Raw genomic sequence first — 13,859 nt, forward strand, 5'->3', positions numbered from 1 at the left:
CGCCCCAGAGGGGCGGTGGGGAACTGCGCGACCAGCCACAACGGTCCCGCAGCTCCCCACCGGCCGATCCGGCCCGTCCGGCTCGTGCGGCCGGTCCGGCCGGCCACTCAGTCGTCGTCGTTCTGACGCGGCTCGCCGAGCATTGCCTGGATCGCGTCCACGGCGCTGCCGTCGTGGTCGCTGCCGGCCGTCCCTCTCCCGGCCTGGATGTTGGCCGTGCGATCCACCTCCAGGATGGAGTCCGCGTTGGAGTTGTCGAGCACGGTGATCAGGCTCCCGCCCGCACAGGCCGGTGCCGCGGCCCCGCCCAGCAGGGCTGCGGCGACCACCACGGCCGCCCGCAGCCGCACCCCCGTGTTCGTCACACGCCCACGCCCTCGGGCTCGTCGAGCCGCTCCCGGGCGATGTTGCGCTCCAGCAGGGTGGTGGAGGCCTTGACGCCGATGCCACTGGCCGCGTCGACCGACGGCAGCCGGCCGTCGGCGGACTTCAGCTCGCTCAGCGCCGAGTCCATCGCCTCGTGCGCGGCGAACAGACAGGGCGTGGAGTAGATCGCGACATCGACGCCGAGGTCGTCCAGCTCGGTGAGCGAGAGACGGGGCGACTTGCCGCCGGCGATCTGGTTGAAGAGCAGCGGCTTGTCGCCGACGACCTTGCGGATCCGGCGGATCCACTCCTCGCTGCGCACCCCGTCGACGAGGATCACGTCGGCGTCGGTGGCGGCGAGCCGCTCCGCGCGGTGCAGGATGTCGTGCTCGTCGGTGGCGTCCGTACGGGCCACCACGACCAGGTCCTGACGGGTCTCCAGGACCTTCTCCAGCTTGTCCAGGTACTCCTCCAGGGGCAGCACCTGCTTGCCGTCGGCGTGCCCGCAGCGGCGCGGCCGCTTCTGGTCCTCCAGGATCACCCCGGAGGCACCGATCCGCTCCAGTCCCTCCACGACGTGGCAGGCGACCTCGGGGTCGACGTACCCGTCGTCGATGTCGACGAGGAGATGGTGGTGCGGGAACGCGCCCCGCAACCGCTGGACGAAGGCCACCATGTCGGGCCAGGCGATGAACCCGATGTCCGGCAGGCCGTAGTACGAGGCGGCGAAGCCGAACCCCGACACGAACATCCCGTCGTAGTGTTTGGCCGCGATCGACGCCGAATACATGTCGTAGACGCCGATCAGCGGGGTGGTCCCCGGCCCGGCGATCTGCTTGCGCAGCTTCTTCCCGTAAGTCAAGGTCCGGCTCCTCCTGTGGGTGGGTGGCGCGGCGGCACGATCGGCCTCCGCGTCTCGACAGCCCTTTAGCCCTTTGCCAAGACAAGAGCATCTCTAGATACGCACGTGACTATCTCCGTGCGCGACCTTTACTCACCCCAATGGCGGATCCGGTTCACCGGAGAAACGTCACTGGACCAGCCGTGCGGCCCAGGCGAACCCCCGTACAGGTGGGCCGGGAAGCCGGAATCCCGGTGCCGCTGACGGGCGTGACCGAGGGCTGCGCAAAACACCCGTCCGGCCCCCTGCTCCCGGCACCGGGCCGGCGCCGGGTCCTCGGTGGCCGGCTCAGAGGCCGGGCGTCGGCACGCTGTTGTCGGGCGGGCCGCCGTCCCCGTTGGTCGGCAGGTCGCCGCGCTGCACGGGCTGGTCGTCGGTGAACGCCGGGTCGGGCGTGGGCAGCAGGGTGGCGAGTTCGCCGGCGGTGGGGCGGTGGACGGCGCGCAGCGCCTTGCCCAGCATCGCGTCGGAGGTCCCGCCCTCGCCCTCCAGCCACACCACGCAGTCCTTCTTCGCCACCTCGTACTTGTGCTGTCCGGCATTGCGCGGCCGGTCGGTGTAGAGGTGGATGACGGCACCGGTCCGGTCCGTGTACGCGGCGGAGAAGCCGTCGTCGCCCTGCACGCCGACGGACTGCTGGGCGAGGGTGAAGCCCGCCGCGTCGGTGACGTAGACCAGTTCCGGGGCGATTCCCAACGCCTTTGCCTTGGCGGCCAGTTCGGCCTGGTCGGCGGGGGCGGTGGAGTCGGCGGGGGTGCCGGAGGCTCCGGAGCCCGCCTTCTCGGTTCCGCAGCCGGTGAGCAGGGCGGCGGCGAGGAGCAGGGGCGGCAGGGCGCGCACGGCACGGATCATGCACCCATCGTGCCGCACAGCTGTTCCACAGGGCACCGATTTTTCTCTCCCCCTCCCCCTCCCCCTCTCCCCCACTGCCGGAGGTGTCCGATTCCTTCAAGACTCCTCCGCCGGACCCCGCCTACGGTGACGGCATGACTCCACGATTCGCCGTTCTAGGTCTCGTCACCTCCGACCTGGCCGCGTCCCTGGCCTTCTACCGCCGCCTCGGCCTGGCCTTTCCGCCCGACGCCGGGGAACAGCCGCACGTCGAGGCCGAGTTGCCGGGCGGGCTCACTCTCGCCCTGGACACGGAGGAGACGATCCGCTCCTTCCACCCGGCCTGGAAACCACCGGCCGAGGGCGGCCGGGCGGCGCTCGCCTTCCGCTGCGGGTCACCCGCCGAGGTCGACGCGCTCTACGACGAGCTGGTGGGCGCCGGGTACCACGGCGAACTCAAGCCGTGGGACGCGTTCTGGGGCCAGCGCTACGCCACGGTGCACGACCCCGACGGCAACGGCGTCGACCTGTTCGCCCCGCTACCCGCCGAGTAGCCCGGTCAGCGGCAGGCCCGCCAACTCCCGTACGTCCCGGGCGAGATGAGGCTGATCCGCGTACCCGGCGCGGACCGCGGTCTCGACGAGCGGAACCCCGGCCCGGGCGAGCGCGAGCGCCCGCTGCATCCGGAGCACCCGGGCCAGCGTCTTGGGCCCGTAGCCGAAGGCGGCACGACTGCGCCGATGCAACCGGCGGGCGCCTAGACCGAGTTCGTCGGCCACGGCCGCCACCGGACGCCCTGCGTCCAGGGCTTCGACGAGCAGCCGCAGCGAGGGGTCGGACGGCAGGGCCCGATCCAGCGCGATCTCCTCCAGCGCGGCGGCGGGATCGGCCGCCGCTCCGACCCGGTCCCGCAGCCGCCGCACGTCGGCGGCCGGCCACAGGTCACTGAGCTCGACCCGCTCATCGAGCAGTGCGTACGCCGGCACGCCGAGGAGGGCAGGCGCGGTACCGGGGTAGAAACGCAGCCCCACCCACACGCCTTCGCCGCCCTCGGTGACGTAGGCACGCGTATCGGGCCCGGCGACCAGCAGCCGCCCGTCGTGCCAGAGCAGATCCATACACCCGTCGGGCAGCACCCGCCCGGCGCCGCCCGGGGTGTTCACCCAGACGACCGCCCCGGCCAGCCGCGACGCCCGCTCCTCGTACACATACGCCAGCGTAGACGCGCCCCCGAAGGGACACGGGGAACTGCACGAGCAACCACGACGAGCCCGCGCCCGGCCACGACCGCACCCCGTCGGCGGAACCCTCCCTCAGCGGCTCTCCGGCTTGTGGGGCGGATGGCTGCTCTTCACATGCGCCCGCAGCCGCGCCGTGACGTCCTCCGGCGGCAGGAACCGGGACCAGCGCTCCGGGAACTCCGACGGCATGTCTGGGTCGTCGGGGTCCCCGGGATCGGCCTCCCGGGCCGCGGCCGCACGGGCCACGTACTCGGCGACCTGGGCCTCCCGCAGCCGCTCGTTGGCGGCGCGCGCCGCGGCCGTCGCGGCGGCCGGCCAGACCCGGTCGATCGCCGCGTTCACGGCGGCGCCGACCAGCACGGCGAAGGCGGCCACGCCGATCCACAGGAGCACGGCGACGGACGCGGCCAGCGAGCCGTAGATCGTCGCGCCCTCGATGGTGTTGGTCAGGTAGATGCGCAGCAGGAAGCTGCCGAGGACCCACATGGCCAGGGCGACCAGGGCGCCGGGCACGTCCTCGATCCACGGGGAGCGCACCGGCACGGAGACGTGGTAGAGCGTGGTCAGGAAGACGATGGACAGGACGATCACGACCGGCCAGTACAGGACCTGTACGAGCGTCTCCGACCAGGGCACGATCCCGACCACCGCGTCCGGCCCGGCCACCATCAGCGGCAGCGCGACCGAGCCGATCAGCAGCCCGGCGATGAAGAGCAGGAAGGAGACGATCCGGGTCTTCACGATGCCCCGGACGCCGTCGAGGCCGTACATCACGGTGATCGTGTCGATGAAGACGTTCACCGCGCGGGAGCCCGACCACAGGGCGAACAGGAAGCCGATGGAGATCACGTCGGGGCGGCCGCCCCGCACCACGTCGTGCAGGATCGGCTCCGCGATCTCCTTCACGCCCTTGTCGGACAGGACCGTGCGGGAGGCGGCCAGGAGGTTGGTCTCCAGGCTGGCGATGGTGTGGGCGCCGGTCCAGTCGTCTACGTAGCCGAGCAGTCCGATGAGGCTGAGCAGCAGCGGCGGGACGGACAGCAGGGTGAAGAAGGCGGCCTCGGCGGCGAGGCCGAGGATGCGGTACTCCATGCAGGAATTGACGGTGTCCTTGAGCAGCAGCCAGGCGGTCCTGCGCTTGGAGACGTTCCGGTAGAGGGCTCTGGCCCGGTGGAGCCGGCCGGAGGGCCGCTCGGGGGTATCGCTTGCTGGCTGCACGCCCTAACGGTATCCGCCGTCCGGGGCCGTCCTCACCTCACGGGGCCCTGGCCGGGGCGGACGCGATGAGCGGGGCCGTTGTGTCAGGCTGGAGACCAACGCCGCCGCCCCGGGTAGGTTCACAGACATGGCAGGCAACACCACCCATACCGTGCACAACCAGCCGCCCCCGCTGGTCGGGTACGACCTCTTCGCCGCCGACCGGGCCCTCGTCGAGGCCGTCGAGCGGCACACCGACCCCGAGCTGCTCGACGAGGTGCGCGCCGAGCTGTCGGGGATCGGCGCCTCGGCCGGCTCGGCGCAGGTGCAGGAGTGGGGGGCGCAGGCGAACGAGCACCCGCCGCGGCTACGCACCCACGACCGCTACGGCCACCGGATCGACGAGGTCGAGTTCCATCCCGCCTGGCACCGGCTGCTCGGCAAAGGCGTCGGCGCGGGCCTGACCACCGGCTGGGTACGGCCGTCCGGGCACGTCCGGCGCGCCGCCGCGTTCCTGGTCTGGACCCAGGTGGAGGCCGGCAACTGCTGCCCGCTGTCGATGACGAACGCGGCGGTGCCCGCGCTGCGCACCGACCCGGAGCTGGCGGCCGTGTGGGAGCCGCTGCTGACGTCCACGGTGTACGACCGTGGGCTGCGGCCCGCCGAGCGGAAGGCCGGCGCCCTGTTCGGCATGGGCATGACGGAGAAGCAGGGCGGCAGCGACGTACGGGCGAACACGACCACCGCGGCCCCGCTCGCCGAGGCCGGGACGTACGCCCTCACCGGGCACAAGTGGTTCTGCTCGGCGCCGATGTCGGACGGCTTCCTGGTGCTGGCCCAGGCGCCGGACGGCCTCACCTGTTTTCTCGTGCCGCGCGTCCTCGCGGACGGCACCCGCAACGCCTTCCTCCTCCAGCGCCTCAAGGACAAGCTCGGCAACCGGTCCAACGCGTCCGCCGAGGTCGAGTTCGACGGGACCTGGGCGCGGCGGGTGGGCGAGGAGGGGCGCGGGGTGCGGACCATCATCGAGATGGTCGCCGCGACCCGGCTCGACTGCGTGCTGGGCTCGGCGGGGCTGATGCGGCAGGCGGTGGCGCAGGCCGTGCACCACGCCACGCACCGCGAGGCGTTCGGCGGGCGGCTGGCCGACAAGCCGCTGATGCGCAACGTGCTGGCCGACCTCGCGATCGAGTCGGAGGCCGCGACCACCCTCGCGCTGCGACTGGCCGCCGCCTACGACGACGGGAGCGAGTCCGAACAGGCCCTGCTGCGGCTGGCGCTGCCGGCCGCCAAGTACTGGGTGACCAAGCGCTGCGCGCCGCTGGTCGTGGAGGCCGCGGAGTGCCTGGGCGGCAACGGCTACGTGGAGGAGTCGGGACTGCCCCGGCTGGTCCGCGAGTCCCCGCTCAACTCCGTCTGGGAGGGCGCCGGCAACATCCAGGCCCTGGACGCGCTGCGCGCACTGCAACGCGAACCCGGCGCCCTGGACGCCTACCTCCAGGAGATCGGCCGCGCCCACGGCGCCGACCACCGCCTGGACCGCGCGGTCAAGGACCTCTTCTCCGAACTGGCCGACCTGGAGGGCATGGAGGCCCGCGCACGACGCCTCGTGGAACGCCTGGCAACGGTCCTCCAGGGCTCCCTACTGGTCCGCTTCGCCCCGCCGGAAGTAGCCGACGCCTTCTGCGCATCCCGCCTGGGCAACGACTGGGGTTCAAGCTTCGGCACCCTGCCGAGCAGCCTGGACCTCACAGCGGTGGTGGACCGATCCCGGGTGACCTTCTGAGATCCGGGACTTGCCCTGCCTAAAGGGGCGCGGGGCTGTATCGATATGCGGCTCCGCCGCGTGGGCGCGACCAGCCCGACACAACCGTCAGCCGCCAACGCACCGCAAGCCGCACCCCCTGCTGCGAACGGCCCCCCCACCAAGCGGCAGGGGTGGTGCTGCGCCGACACGGCACCACCCCCGCCTCTTCGGCCCATGTCAGGCCTCCGACGCCGCGGCGTCCGCTCAAGTTTCGGCCACCCCCGGCCCGTTCACCAGGGTTGCAAGGGGTTGCAACATATCGGTGACTGTGTGTGGACTGTGTGCCTCCGGCACCGGAAAACGGCAGTATGAGACGCGCAGTCGGACCGGAAACCGCCGCCCGGACGACTTGACAGCGACTCATCGATGCCTTTTTCGAGGCGTATCCGGGAGGACCTCAGTGGGGAACCCGCCGATGGACGTGGCGCGACTCGCCGCGAAGGACGCGGCGCAGGCGGCGCGGGTACTGAACGAGGTGCGCGAGGCCAGACTCGCCGGACAGCGTGGGCGGGTCGCGCCCCGGCCGGTGATCGAACAGTCCTGGGGACGGATGCTGCGCAGCGGTGTCGACCCCGACCACGACTTCCGTTCCGGGCTGCTGTCCGCCGACGAAGTCCGGCGCAGACGCGAGGAGTCACCCCTCAAGGACGTGCTGCCGGTCCTGCGCGAGGGGCTGCTTTCGGTCGCGGACGTCGCCCAGCACATCATGGTGGTGGCGGACGCCGACGGCCGGGTGCTGTGGCGGGAGGGTTCGTCGCCGGTGCTGCGCAAGGCGGACGGCCTGGGCTTCGAACTCGGCGCCGACTGGCGCGAAGACGTCGTCGGGACCAACGGCGTCGGCACCCCGGCGGTGGTGCGCAGGCCCGTGCAGGTGTTCGCCGCCGAGCACTTCGTGCGCTCGCACGTCTCCTGGACGTGCTCCGGCGCCCCGATCACCGACCCCAGGGACGGCAGCCTGCTCGGCGTGGTGGACGTCAGCGGCCCGCTGGAGACCATGCATCCGGCCACCCTGGCCTGGGTGAGCTCGGTGGCGAAGCTCGCCGAGGCCCGGCTGCGGGAGCTGCATCTGGACGCGCTGGAGCGGCTGCGGGCGGTCGCGGCGCCGGTGCTGGCCCGGCTCGGCGGGCGGGCGCTGGCGGTGGACGCCGAAGGCTGGACCGCCGCGGTCACCGGCATGCCGTATCCACGGCGGCTCGCGCTGCCCAAGTCGCTGTCGCCGGGCCGCCGCTGGCTGCCCGCGCTCGGGCTGTGCGCGGTGGAGCCGCTGGCCGGGGGCTGGCTGCTGCGGGCGGTGGAGGAGCCGGCGCCGGCGGGCGGCGGCCGGCTGGTGCTCGACCTGGCCCGGCCGCGCCGGCCCTCGGTGACGGTCGGCGGCGGCACGGGCTCGTGGTCCCGTGAACTCAGCCCCCGGCACGCCGAGTTGCTGTACCTGCTGGCGGTGCGGCGCGCCGGGCGCAGTGCGGCCGGGCTGGCCGAGGACGTCTTCGGGGACGCCTCGCGGACCGTGACCGTACGCGCCGAGATGTCCAGGATCCGGCGGTATCTCGGGGCACTTCTCGAACACCGGCCGTACCGCTACCGCGAGGACGCCGAGATCGAGGTGCTGCTCCCCGACGACCCGCACGACCTGCTGCCGTACTCGACCGCCCCGGCGGTGACGGCGGGGCGGACGCCCGGACATATTTAACGCATCCGGGGCATGCAAGGAGGTATCTTCCGCATATTTGCGGGGTCTTCGAGGTACGGCGCCGCCGACTGCCGTAGCATCCCGTTACGGGTCTCCCCACCTGCTTCTTGGTCAACGCTCGGACCACCAAGCGCAGTTGGCCCGCCTCGGGAGGACAGATGAAGCATCGCGGCAGACACCGGCGGCGCAGACGGGGTGCGGCCCTGCGCGCTGCCCTGGCCGGGACCGCGCTGGCGCTCACCGCGACGGCCACCATCGTCAGCGCCTCGCAGGCCACGGTCGCCGAGGACCCCGGCGCGCTGAAGCCCCTGACCTCCACCGCCGACACCGCCCGGCTGCAGCTCCGGGAGCACCTCGTACCGCAGCGCTCACTGGACCGGCTCGCCTCGGCGATGGGCGGCACGGTCAGGGTCACCGACGTCCTGGCCGAGGCCGACCACAGCCTGCGCCAGGCGGCCGACTGCGACTCCGACGACCGGGACTCGCTGCCGGTCACCCCGGCCGCCGCCGAGGCGTACTGCTGGGACCCCACCGACACCCTCACCGACGACTGGCAGCCGGCCTCGGTGACCACCTCCTCGGACGCGGACGACGACGGTATGTGGGGCGCCAACCGGGTCGTCCTGGCCGGCTGGACGCACAGCACCTCCACCGGCCCCGCCGACTCCCGGGGCCTGGCCAGGGTCGCGGTGATCAACGCGAACAACCCCGCCCACCCCTCCTACACCTGGGTCCTGCTGACCGTGCCCAGCGCCGACGGCAGCACCTACCGGGGCCTGACCTCGCAGATCTCCGGCATGGCCTGGTACGAGGACAAGCTCCTGGTCACCACCGTCCAGGGCAGTGCCGACGCGCTCTACGTCTACGACCTCAACCGGATCCAGCGCACCTCGGTGCTGACCGAGGCGATCGGCCGGGTGGCCGGCGGCTGGTCGGCCGACGGCTTCCGGTACGTGATGCCCGCCGTCGGCTCGTACCGCTTCACCGCCGGAGCCTGCTCCCGGACCGGCGCGCCCTGTCCGAGCGCGCTCTCCGTGGACCGCGGGACGGCTCCGGACAGCCTGGTCCTCGGCGAGTGGACGCCCGCCGACAGCGATCAGCACGCCCGGCTGTGGCGGTACGCGTTCGACGAGAACCCCCGGCGGGCCGGCCTGCTGGCCACGGACGCCCACGGCCGGGCGGACGCGGTCGAGGCGTACCGGACCGGGGCCTCGGAGATCCGGGGCGTCCTGTCGTACCGGCCGCCGGGCGCCACGGACTCCGAGTGGTACGTCGGCCACCTGCCCGGCGCCATGGACGGGCACGGCAGCCTGTGGCGGCAGGACACCAAGGGCGCCCGGGCGGCAGGCTGCGGCTCGGACACCTCGCACCGCTGCTGGGGCGAGGGCACCGGCTCGCTCTCCTACGCATCCGACACGGGCGAGGTGTGGTCGGTCACGGACCGCATGCTGTTCTCGGTCCCGCTGAGCTCGATAGACGCCTCGCTCCGATAGCGGCTGCCGGCGCGTCGCCCGGCAGCCGCCGGCAGGTCGGGTGGTGCGACGGCTGTCGACATCTCCGGGGCCGGGATGATTGCCTGGCCCCATGAGCAGCATCGTCGTCACCACCTGGTGGCTGGAGCAGACCTCCCCGGCCGACCTCCTGCCCGCCGCCGCCCCGGACGGGGACTCGGTCGGGATCGTCCGCTCCGAGGTCCCCTCGCCCGAGTTCAGCCGCTTCCTGTACGCCTCGGTCGGCGGCGACGTCCGCTGGACCGACCGGCTGGGCTGGAGCCACGCCCGCTGGCAGCAGCACCTGGGGAAGCCGGGCGTGGAGACCTGGGTCGCATACGACCGGGGCACCCCGGCGGGCTACATCGAGCTCGACCCGCAGGACGACGGGGCGGTGGAGATCGCCTACTTCGGTCTGATCCCGGCGTTCCGGGGCCGGCGGATCGGCGGCCACCTGCTCTCGTACGGCGTCGCGCGGGCCTGGGACCTCGCGGAGCGGTGGGCCGGACGGCCGCCGACGAAGCGGGTGTGGGTGCACACCTGCAGTCTGGACGGCGAGCACGCGATGGCGAACTACCAGCGCCGGGGGTTCCGCCTCTTCGACACGAAGGCCACGGAGGAACCGGACGTATCGGCGCCCGGACCGTGGCCCGGCGCGCACGCCACCGCGCACACCACCGCGCGGAACGGGGCGTGACCCACAACACTCTGTCTCAGTATTCAGAATAGATTAGTCCGAATCGCGGACGATGGTGGACTGGCCGGAGATCCGCGTGACACGCTTCCGTCATGTCTGGAACTGGGATTGCCTTGGTGAGTCGGCGGCACGTCGACCTCGGCCGCATGTCCAGCGCCATCTGTCCGACGGGCTGAGAGCACAGCACCGTCGCGCTTCCCTGTCCAGACCTCCCCTTGCGCAGTGTCGCGCAGACATGCCCCCGTGCGCCCGCAGGCGCAGGTCAGAGCCGCTTCCCCGCTGTCTGAAGGACGTATATCGCCATGGCCGCCACCCCGCAGAACCCTGCCGCCTCCGCGCCCCGCCGCAAGGTGAGCCGTCACCGCGGCGAGGGTCAGTGGGCTATGGGTCACTACACCCCGCTCAACGGCAACGAACAGTTCAAGAAGGACGACGACGGTCTCAATGTGCGGACACGCATTGAGACGATCTACTCCAAGCGCGGCTTCGACTCCATCGACCCCAATGACCTGCGCGGACGTATGCGCTGGTGGGGCCTGTACACCCAGCGCAAGCCCGGCATCGACGGCGGCAAGACCGCGATCCTGGAGCCGGAGGAGCTGGACGACAAGTACTTCATGCTGCGGGTGCGGATCGACGGCGGCCGGCTGACCACGCAGCAGCTGCGGGTGATCGGCGAGATCTCGCAGGAGTTCGCCCGGGGCAGCGCGGACGTCACCGACCGGCAGAACATCCAGCTGCACTGGATCCGCATCGAGGACGTTCCCGAGATCTGGAACCGTCTCGAGGCGGTCGGCCTGTCCACCACCGAGGCGTGCGGCGACACCCCGCGCGTCGTCATCGGCTCGCCGGTCGCCGGCATCGCCGAGGACGAGATCATCGACGGCAGCTGGGCGATCGACGAGATCCACGAGCGGTACATCGGCAGCAAGGAGTTCTCCAACCTGCCGCGCAAGTTCAAGTCCGCGATCTCCGGCTCGCCGCTGCTGGACGTGGTGCACGAGATCAACGACATCGCGTTCGTCGGTGTCGAGCACCCCGAGCACGGCCCGGGCTTCGACCTGTGGGTGGGCGGCGGCCTGTCCACCAACCCGAAGATCGGCGTCCGGCTCGGCGCCTGGGTGCCGCTGAACGAGGTTCCGGACGTCTGGGCCGGCGTGATCGGCATCTTCCGGGACTACGGCTACCGGCGGCTGCGCACCCGCGCCCGCCTGAAGTTCCTGGTCGCCGACTGGGGCGCGGAGAAGTTCCGCCAGGTGCTGGAGGACGAGTACCTCAAGCGCGCGCTCGTCGACGGCCCCGCGCCCGCCGAGCCCGTGTCCCGCTGGCGGGACCACGTCGGTGTGCACCGGCAGCAGGACGGCAACTTCTACGTCGGGTTCGCCCCGCGCGTCGGCCGGGTGGACGGCGCCACCCTGGCGAAGATCGCGGACCTCGCCGAGGCGCACGGCTCGGGCCGGGTGCGGACCACCGTCGAGCAGAAGATGATCATCCTGGATGTCACGGAGGCACAGGTCGAGTCGCTGGTCGAGGCCCTGGAGGCGCTGGACCTGACCGCCCGGCCGTCCTCGTTCCGGCGCGGCACCATGGCCTGCACCGGCATCGAGTACTGCAAGCTCGCGATCGTCGAGACCAAGCAGCGCGGCAGCTCGCTCATCGACGAGCTGGAGCGCCGCCTGCCGGAGTTCGACGAGCCGCTCACCATCAACCTCAACGGCTGCCCCAACGCCTGCGCCCGTATCCAGGTCGCGGACATCGGTCTCAAGGGCCAGCTGGTCCTGAACGACCAGGGCGAGCAGGTCGAGGGCTACCAGGTGCACCTGGGCGGCGCGCTCGGCCTGGAGGCCGGGTTCGGCCGCAAGGTCCGCGGTCTCAAGGTGACCTCGGAGGAGCTGCCGGACTACGTCGAGCGGGTGCTCAAGCGCTTCCAGGCGGAGCGCGAGGACGGCGAGCGGTTCGCCACCTGGGCGGCCCGAGCCAGCGAGGAGGCCCTCTCATGAGCGAGCGGGCCGCCCCCTTCTACTGCCCCTACTGCGGCGACGAGGACCTGCGTCCGAGCGACGAGGGCCACGGCGCCTGGGAATGCGCGGCCTGCAACCGCGCATTCCAGCTGAAGTTCCTCGGGCTGCTCGCCCGGGGGCTGAAGCACTCCGAAGCTGGAGGGGAACAGATATGACCACCGCTCAGGAAGAGCGAACGACCGAGGAGTTGAAGGCGCTGGCCGAGCAGGCCGGCCGGGACCTCGAAGACGCCTCCGCCCTGGAGATCCTCCAGTGGGCGGTGGACACCTTCGGCAAGGGCTTCTGCGTGACCTCCTCCATGGAGGACGCGGTGGTGGCCCATCTGGCGTCCCGCGTCCAGAAGGGCGTCGACGTCGTCTTCCTCGACACCGGCTACCACTTCCCGGAGACCATCGGCACCCGGGACGCGGTCGAGGCCGTCATGGACGTCAACGTCATCACCCTCACCCCGCGCCAGACCGTCGCCGAGCAGGACGCCGAGTACGGCCCCAGGCTGCATGACCGCGACCCCGACCTGTGCTGCAAGCTCCGCAAGGTCCAGCCGCTGGAGCGGGGCCTGAAGAACTACGCCGCCTGGGCGACCGGGCTGCGCCGCGACGAGTCGGAGACCCGGGCGAACACCCCGGTCGTCGGCTGGGACGAGAAGCGGCAGAAGGTCAAGATCTCCCCGATCGCCCGCTGGACCCAGGACGACGTGGACGCCTACGTCGCCGAACACGGGGTCCTGACCAACCCGCTGCTGATGGACGGCTACACCTCCGTCGGCTGCGCTCCCTGCACCCGCCGGGTCCTCGAGGGCGAGGACGCGCGCGCCGGCCGCTGGGCCGGGCGGGCCAAGACCGAGTGCGGACTGCACGGATGACGGCCACCGGGCTTTCGACGACGGCCCATGCGACGCCCCAGACGACCCAGACGACTCATTCGACGAACCAGGAGAACAACGTGACGACCGGAGCCACCGTCTGGCTCACGGGTCTGCCGAGTGCCGGCAAGACCACCATCGCGTACGAGCTGGCCGCCCGGCTGCGCGAGGAGGGCCACCTCGTCGAGGTGCTCGACGGCGACGAGATCCGCGAGTTCATCTCGGCGGGCCTCGGCTTCAGCCGCGAGGACCGGCACACCAACGTGCAGCGCATCGGATTCGTCGCCGAGCTGCTGGCCCGCAACGGCGTCAAGGCGCTCGTCCCGGTGATCGCCCCCTACGCGGACAGCCGCGACGCGGTGCGCAAGCGCCACGACGAGAACGGCACCGCGTACGTCGAGGTGCATGTGGCGACCCCGGTCGAGGTGTGCTCCGTACGCGATGTGAAGGGTCTGTACGCCAAGCAGGCCGCGGGTGAGCTGACCGGGCTGACCGGCGTCGACGACCCGTACGAGGAGCCCGAGACGCCCGATCTGCGGATCGAGTCGCAGCACCAGAGCGTGCAGGAGTCCGCGGCGTCCGTGCACGCCCTGCTGACCGGGAAGGGACTGGCATGACGACGACCGTGGCGGCTCACGGGGAGGGCACGGGCACCCCGTACGCCCTGTCCCACCTGGACGCGCTGGAGTCCGAGGCGGTCCACATCTTCCGCGAGGTGGCCGGCGAGTTCGAACGGCCGGTGATCCTGTTCTCCGGCGG

Annotated in this window: 15 protein-coding genes and 1 pseudogene; 11 read left to right on the forward strand and 5 right to left on the reverse strand. The window is 71.9% G+C overall.

Annotation, left to right across the window (positions count from 1 at the left end; all coding sequences use genetic code 11):
* Positions 1-107: 107 nt before the first annotated feature.
* The 3 genes from ACWGKQ_RS11535 to ACWGKQ_RS11545 all read right to left on the reverse strand — a co-directional run bounded on the left by ACWGKQ_RS11535 (position 108) and on the right by ACWGKQ_RS11545 (position 2,119).
* Complete coding sequence (locus tag ACWGKQ_RS11535; protein WP_453291685.1) at positions 108-365, reverse strand: hypothetical protein; 258 nt, start codon at positions 363-365, stop codon at positions 108-110.
* Positions 362-1,228, reverse strand: a complete 867-nt coding sequence (locus tag ACWGKQ_RS11540) for an isocitrate lyase/PEP mutase family protein (protein WP_453291686.1) — start codon at positions 1,226-1,228, stop codon at positions 362-364. The genes ACWGKQ_RS11535 and ACWGKQ_RS11540 overlap by 4 nt, the downstream gene beginning before the upstream one ends.
* Positions 1,229-1,555: 327 nt before the next feature.
* Positions 1,556-2,119, reverse strand: a complete 564-nt coding sequence (locus ACWGKQ_RS11545; protein ID WP_453291687.1) for a membrane lipoprotein — start codon at positions 2,117-2,119, stop codon at positions 1,556-1,558.
* A 134-nt stretch (positions 2,120-2,253) separates the two neighbouring features.
* On the opposite strand from ACWGKQ_RS11545, the gene ACWGKQ_RS11550 reads away from it, so the two are divergent.
* Positions 2,254-2,652 (forward strand): VOC family protein, encoded by a 399-nt coding sequence (locus ACWGKQ_RS11550; RefSeq protein WP_453291688.1) that lies wholly within the window; start codon positions 2,254-2,256, stop codon positions 2,650-2,652.
* Here the strand turns inward: ACWGKQ_RS11550 and ACWGKQ_RS11555 are convergent.
* Both ACWGKQ_RS11555 and ACWGKQ_RS11560 read right to left on the reverse strand, forming a co-directional pair.
* The gene (locus ACWGKQ_RS11555) at positions 2,638-3,306 is read right to left on the reverse strand and encodes a helix-turn-helix domain-containing protein (protein WP_453291689.1); all 669 of its coding nucleotides are present in this window, start codon (positions 3,304-3,306) and stop codon (positions 2,638-2,640) included. The genes ACWGKQ_RS11550 and ACWGKQ_RS11555 overlap by 15 nt on opposite strands.
* 105 nt (positions 3,307-3,411) lie before the next feature.
* Entirely contained in the window at positions 3,412-4,557 is a 1,146-nt protein-coding gene (locus tag ACWGKQ_RS11560; RefSeq protein WP_453291690.1) for a YihY/virulence factor BrkB family protein, read from the reverse strand.
* 127 nt (positions 4,558-4,684) lie between these two features.
* On the opposite strand from ACWGKQ_RS11560, the gene ACWGKQ_RS11565 reads away from it, so the two are divergent.
* The 10 genes and pseudogenes from ACWGKQ_RS11565 to ACWGKQ_RS11610 all read left to right on the forward strand — a co-directional run.
* Positions 4,685-6,322: an acyl-CoA dehydrogenase family protein gene (locus tag ACWGKQ_RS11565; protein WP_453291691.1), complete on the forward strand. Its 1,638-nt coding sequence runs from the start codon at positions 4,685-4,687 to the stop codon at positions 6,320-6,322.
* Between the two features lie 436 nt (positions 6,323-6,758).
* The gene (locus ACWGKQ_RS11570; RefSeq protein ID WP_453291692.1) at positions 6,759-8,030 is read left to right on the forward strand and encodes a GAF domain-containing protein; all 1,272 of its coding nucleotides are present in this window, start codon (positions 6,759-6,761) and stop codon (positions 8,028-8,030) included.
* Between the two features lie 158 nt (positions 8,031-8,188).
* Positions 8,189-9,523: a hypothetical protein gene (locus tag ACWGKQ_RS11575; RefSeq protein ID WP_453291693.1), complete on the forward strand. Its 1,335-nt coding sequence runs from the start codon at positions 8,189-8,191 to the stop codon at positions 9,521-9,523.
* Between the two features lie 91 nt (positions 9,524-9,614).
* Positions 9,615-10,217 carry a GNAT family N-acetyltransferase gene (locus tag ACWGKQ_RS11580; RefSeq protein ID WP_453291694.1) on the forward strand — a complete coding sequence of 201 codons (603 nt, stop codon included), beginning with the start codon at positions 9,615-9,617 and terminating at the stop codon, positions 10,215-10,217.
* Between the two features lie 92 nt (positions 10,218-10,309).
* Complete coding sequence (locus tag ACWGKQ_RS11585) at positions 10,310-10,393, forward strand: putative leader peptide (RefSeq protein ID WP_353962415.1); 84 nt, start codon at positions 10,310-10,312, stop codon at positions 10,391-10,393.
* A gap of 126 nt (positions 10,394-10,519) precedes the next feature.
* Positions 10,520-12,217, forward strand: a complete 1,698-nt coding sequence (locus ACWGKQ_RS11590; protein ID WP_453291695.1) for a nitrite/sulfite reductase — start codon at positions 10,520-10,522, stop codon at positions 12,215-12,217.
* Positions 12,214-12,393 (forward strand): hypothetical protein, encoded by a 180-nt coding sequence (locus tag ACWGKQ_RS11595; RefSeq protein ID WP_294005050.1) that lies wholly within the window; start codon positions 12,214-12,216, stop codon positions 12,391-12,393. The genes ACWGKQ_RS11590 and ACWGKQ_RS11595 overlap by 4 nt, the downstream gene beginning before the upstream one ends.
* On the forward strand, positions 12,390-13,100 hold the full coding sequence (locus ACWGKQ_RS11600; RefSeq protein WP_453291696.1) for a phosphoadenylyl-sulfate reductase: 711 nt from the start codon (positions 12,390-12,392) through the stop codon (positions 13,098-13,100). Before ACWGKQ_RS11595 ends, ACWGKQ_RS11600 begins: the two co-directional genes overlap by 4 nt.
* On the forward strand, positions 13,097-13,717 hold the full coding sequence (gene cysC, locus ACWGKQ_RS11605; RefSeq protein WP_453291697.1) for an adenylyl-sulfate kinase: 621 nt from the start codon (positions 13,097-13,099) through the stop codon (positions 13,715-13,717). Before ACWGKQ_RS11600 ends, cysC begins: the two co-directional genes overlap by 4 nt.
* Positions 13,714-13,859 (forward strand): annotated as a pseudogene (locus ACWGKQ_RS11610) (sulfate adenylyltransferase subunit CysD); the annotation flags it as partial. The gene cysC and the pseudogene ACWGKQ_RS11610, both read left to right, overlap by 4 nt.

This window comes from Streptomyces sp. NPDC054770 (assembly GCF_053611985.1).

What these genes read in the sequence shown, in the direction of transcription:
- ACWGKQ_RS11565 (WP_453291691.1), top strand. Translation starts at nt 4,685, where the DNA reads ATGGCAGGCAACACCACCCATACCGTGCACAACCAGCCGCCCCCGCTG.
- ACWGKQ_RS11580 (WP_453291694.1), top strand. Translation starts at nt 9,615, where the DNA reads ATGAGCAGCATCGTCGTCACCACCTGGTGGCTGGAGCAGACCTCCCCG.
- ACWGKQ_RS11550 (WP_453291688.1), top strand. Translation starts at nt 2,254, where the DNA reads ATGACTCCACGATTCGCCGTTCTAGGTCTCGTCACCTCCGACCTGGCC.
- ACWGKQ_RS11595 (WP_294005050.1), top strand. Translation starts at nt 12,214, where the DNA reads ATGAGCGAGCGGGCCGCCCCCTTCTACTGCCCCTACTGCGGCGACGAG.
- ACWGKQ_RS11585 (WP_353962415.1), top strand. Translation starts at nt 10,310, where the DNA reads ATGTCTGGAACTGGGATTGCCTTGGTGAGTCGGCGGCACGTCGACCTC.
- ACWGKQ_RS11600 (WP_453291696.1), top strand. Translation starts at nt 12,390, where the DNA reads ATGACCACCGCTCAGGAAGAGCGAACGACCGAGGAGTTGAAGGCGCTG.
- ACWGKQ_RS11590 (WP_453291695.1), top strand. Translation starts at nt 10,520, where the DNA reads ATGGCCGCCACCCCGCAGAACCCTGCCGCCTCCGCGCCCCGCCGCAAG.
- ACWGKQ_RS11575 (WP_453291693.1), top strand. Translation starts at nt 8,189, where the DNA reads ATGAAGCATCGCGGCAGACACCGGCGGCGCAGACGGGGTGCGGCCCTG.
- ACWGKQ_RS11570 (WP_453291692.1), top strand. Translation starts at nt 6,759, where the DNA reads ATGGACGTGGCGCGACTCGCCGCGAAGGACGCGGCGCAGGCGGCGCGG.
- cysC (WP_453291697.1), top strand. Translation starts at nt 13,097, where the DNA reads ATGACGGCCACCGGGCTTTCGACGACGGCCCATGCGACGCCCCAGACG.
- ACWGKQ_RS11545 (WP_453291687.1), bottom strand. Translation starts at nt 2,119, where the DNA reads ATGATCCGTGCCGTGCGCGCCCTGCCGCCCCTGCTCCTCGCCGCCGCC.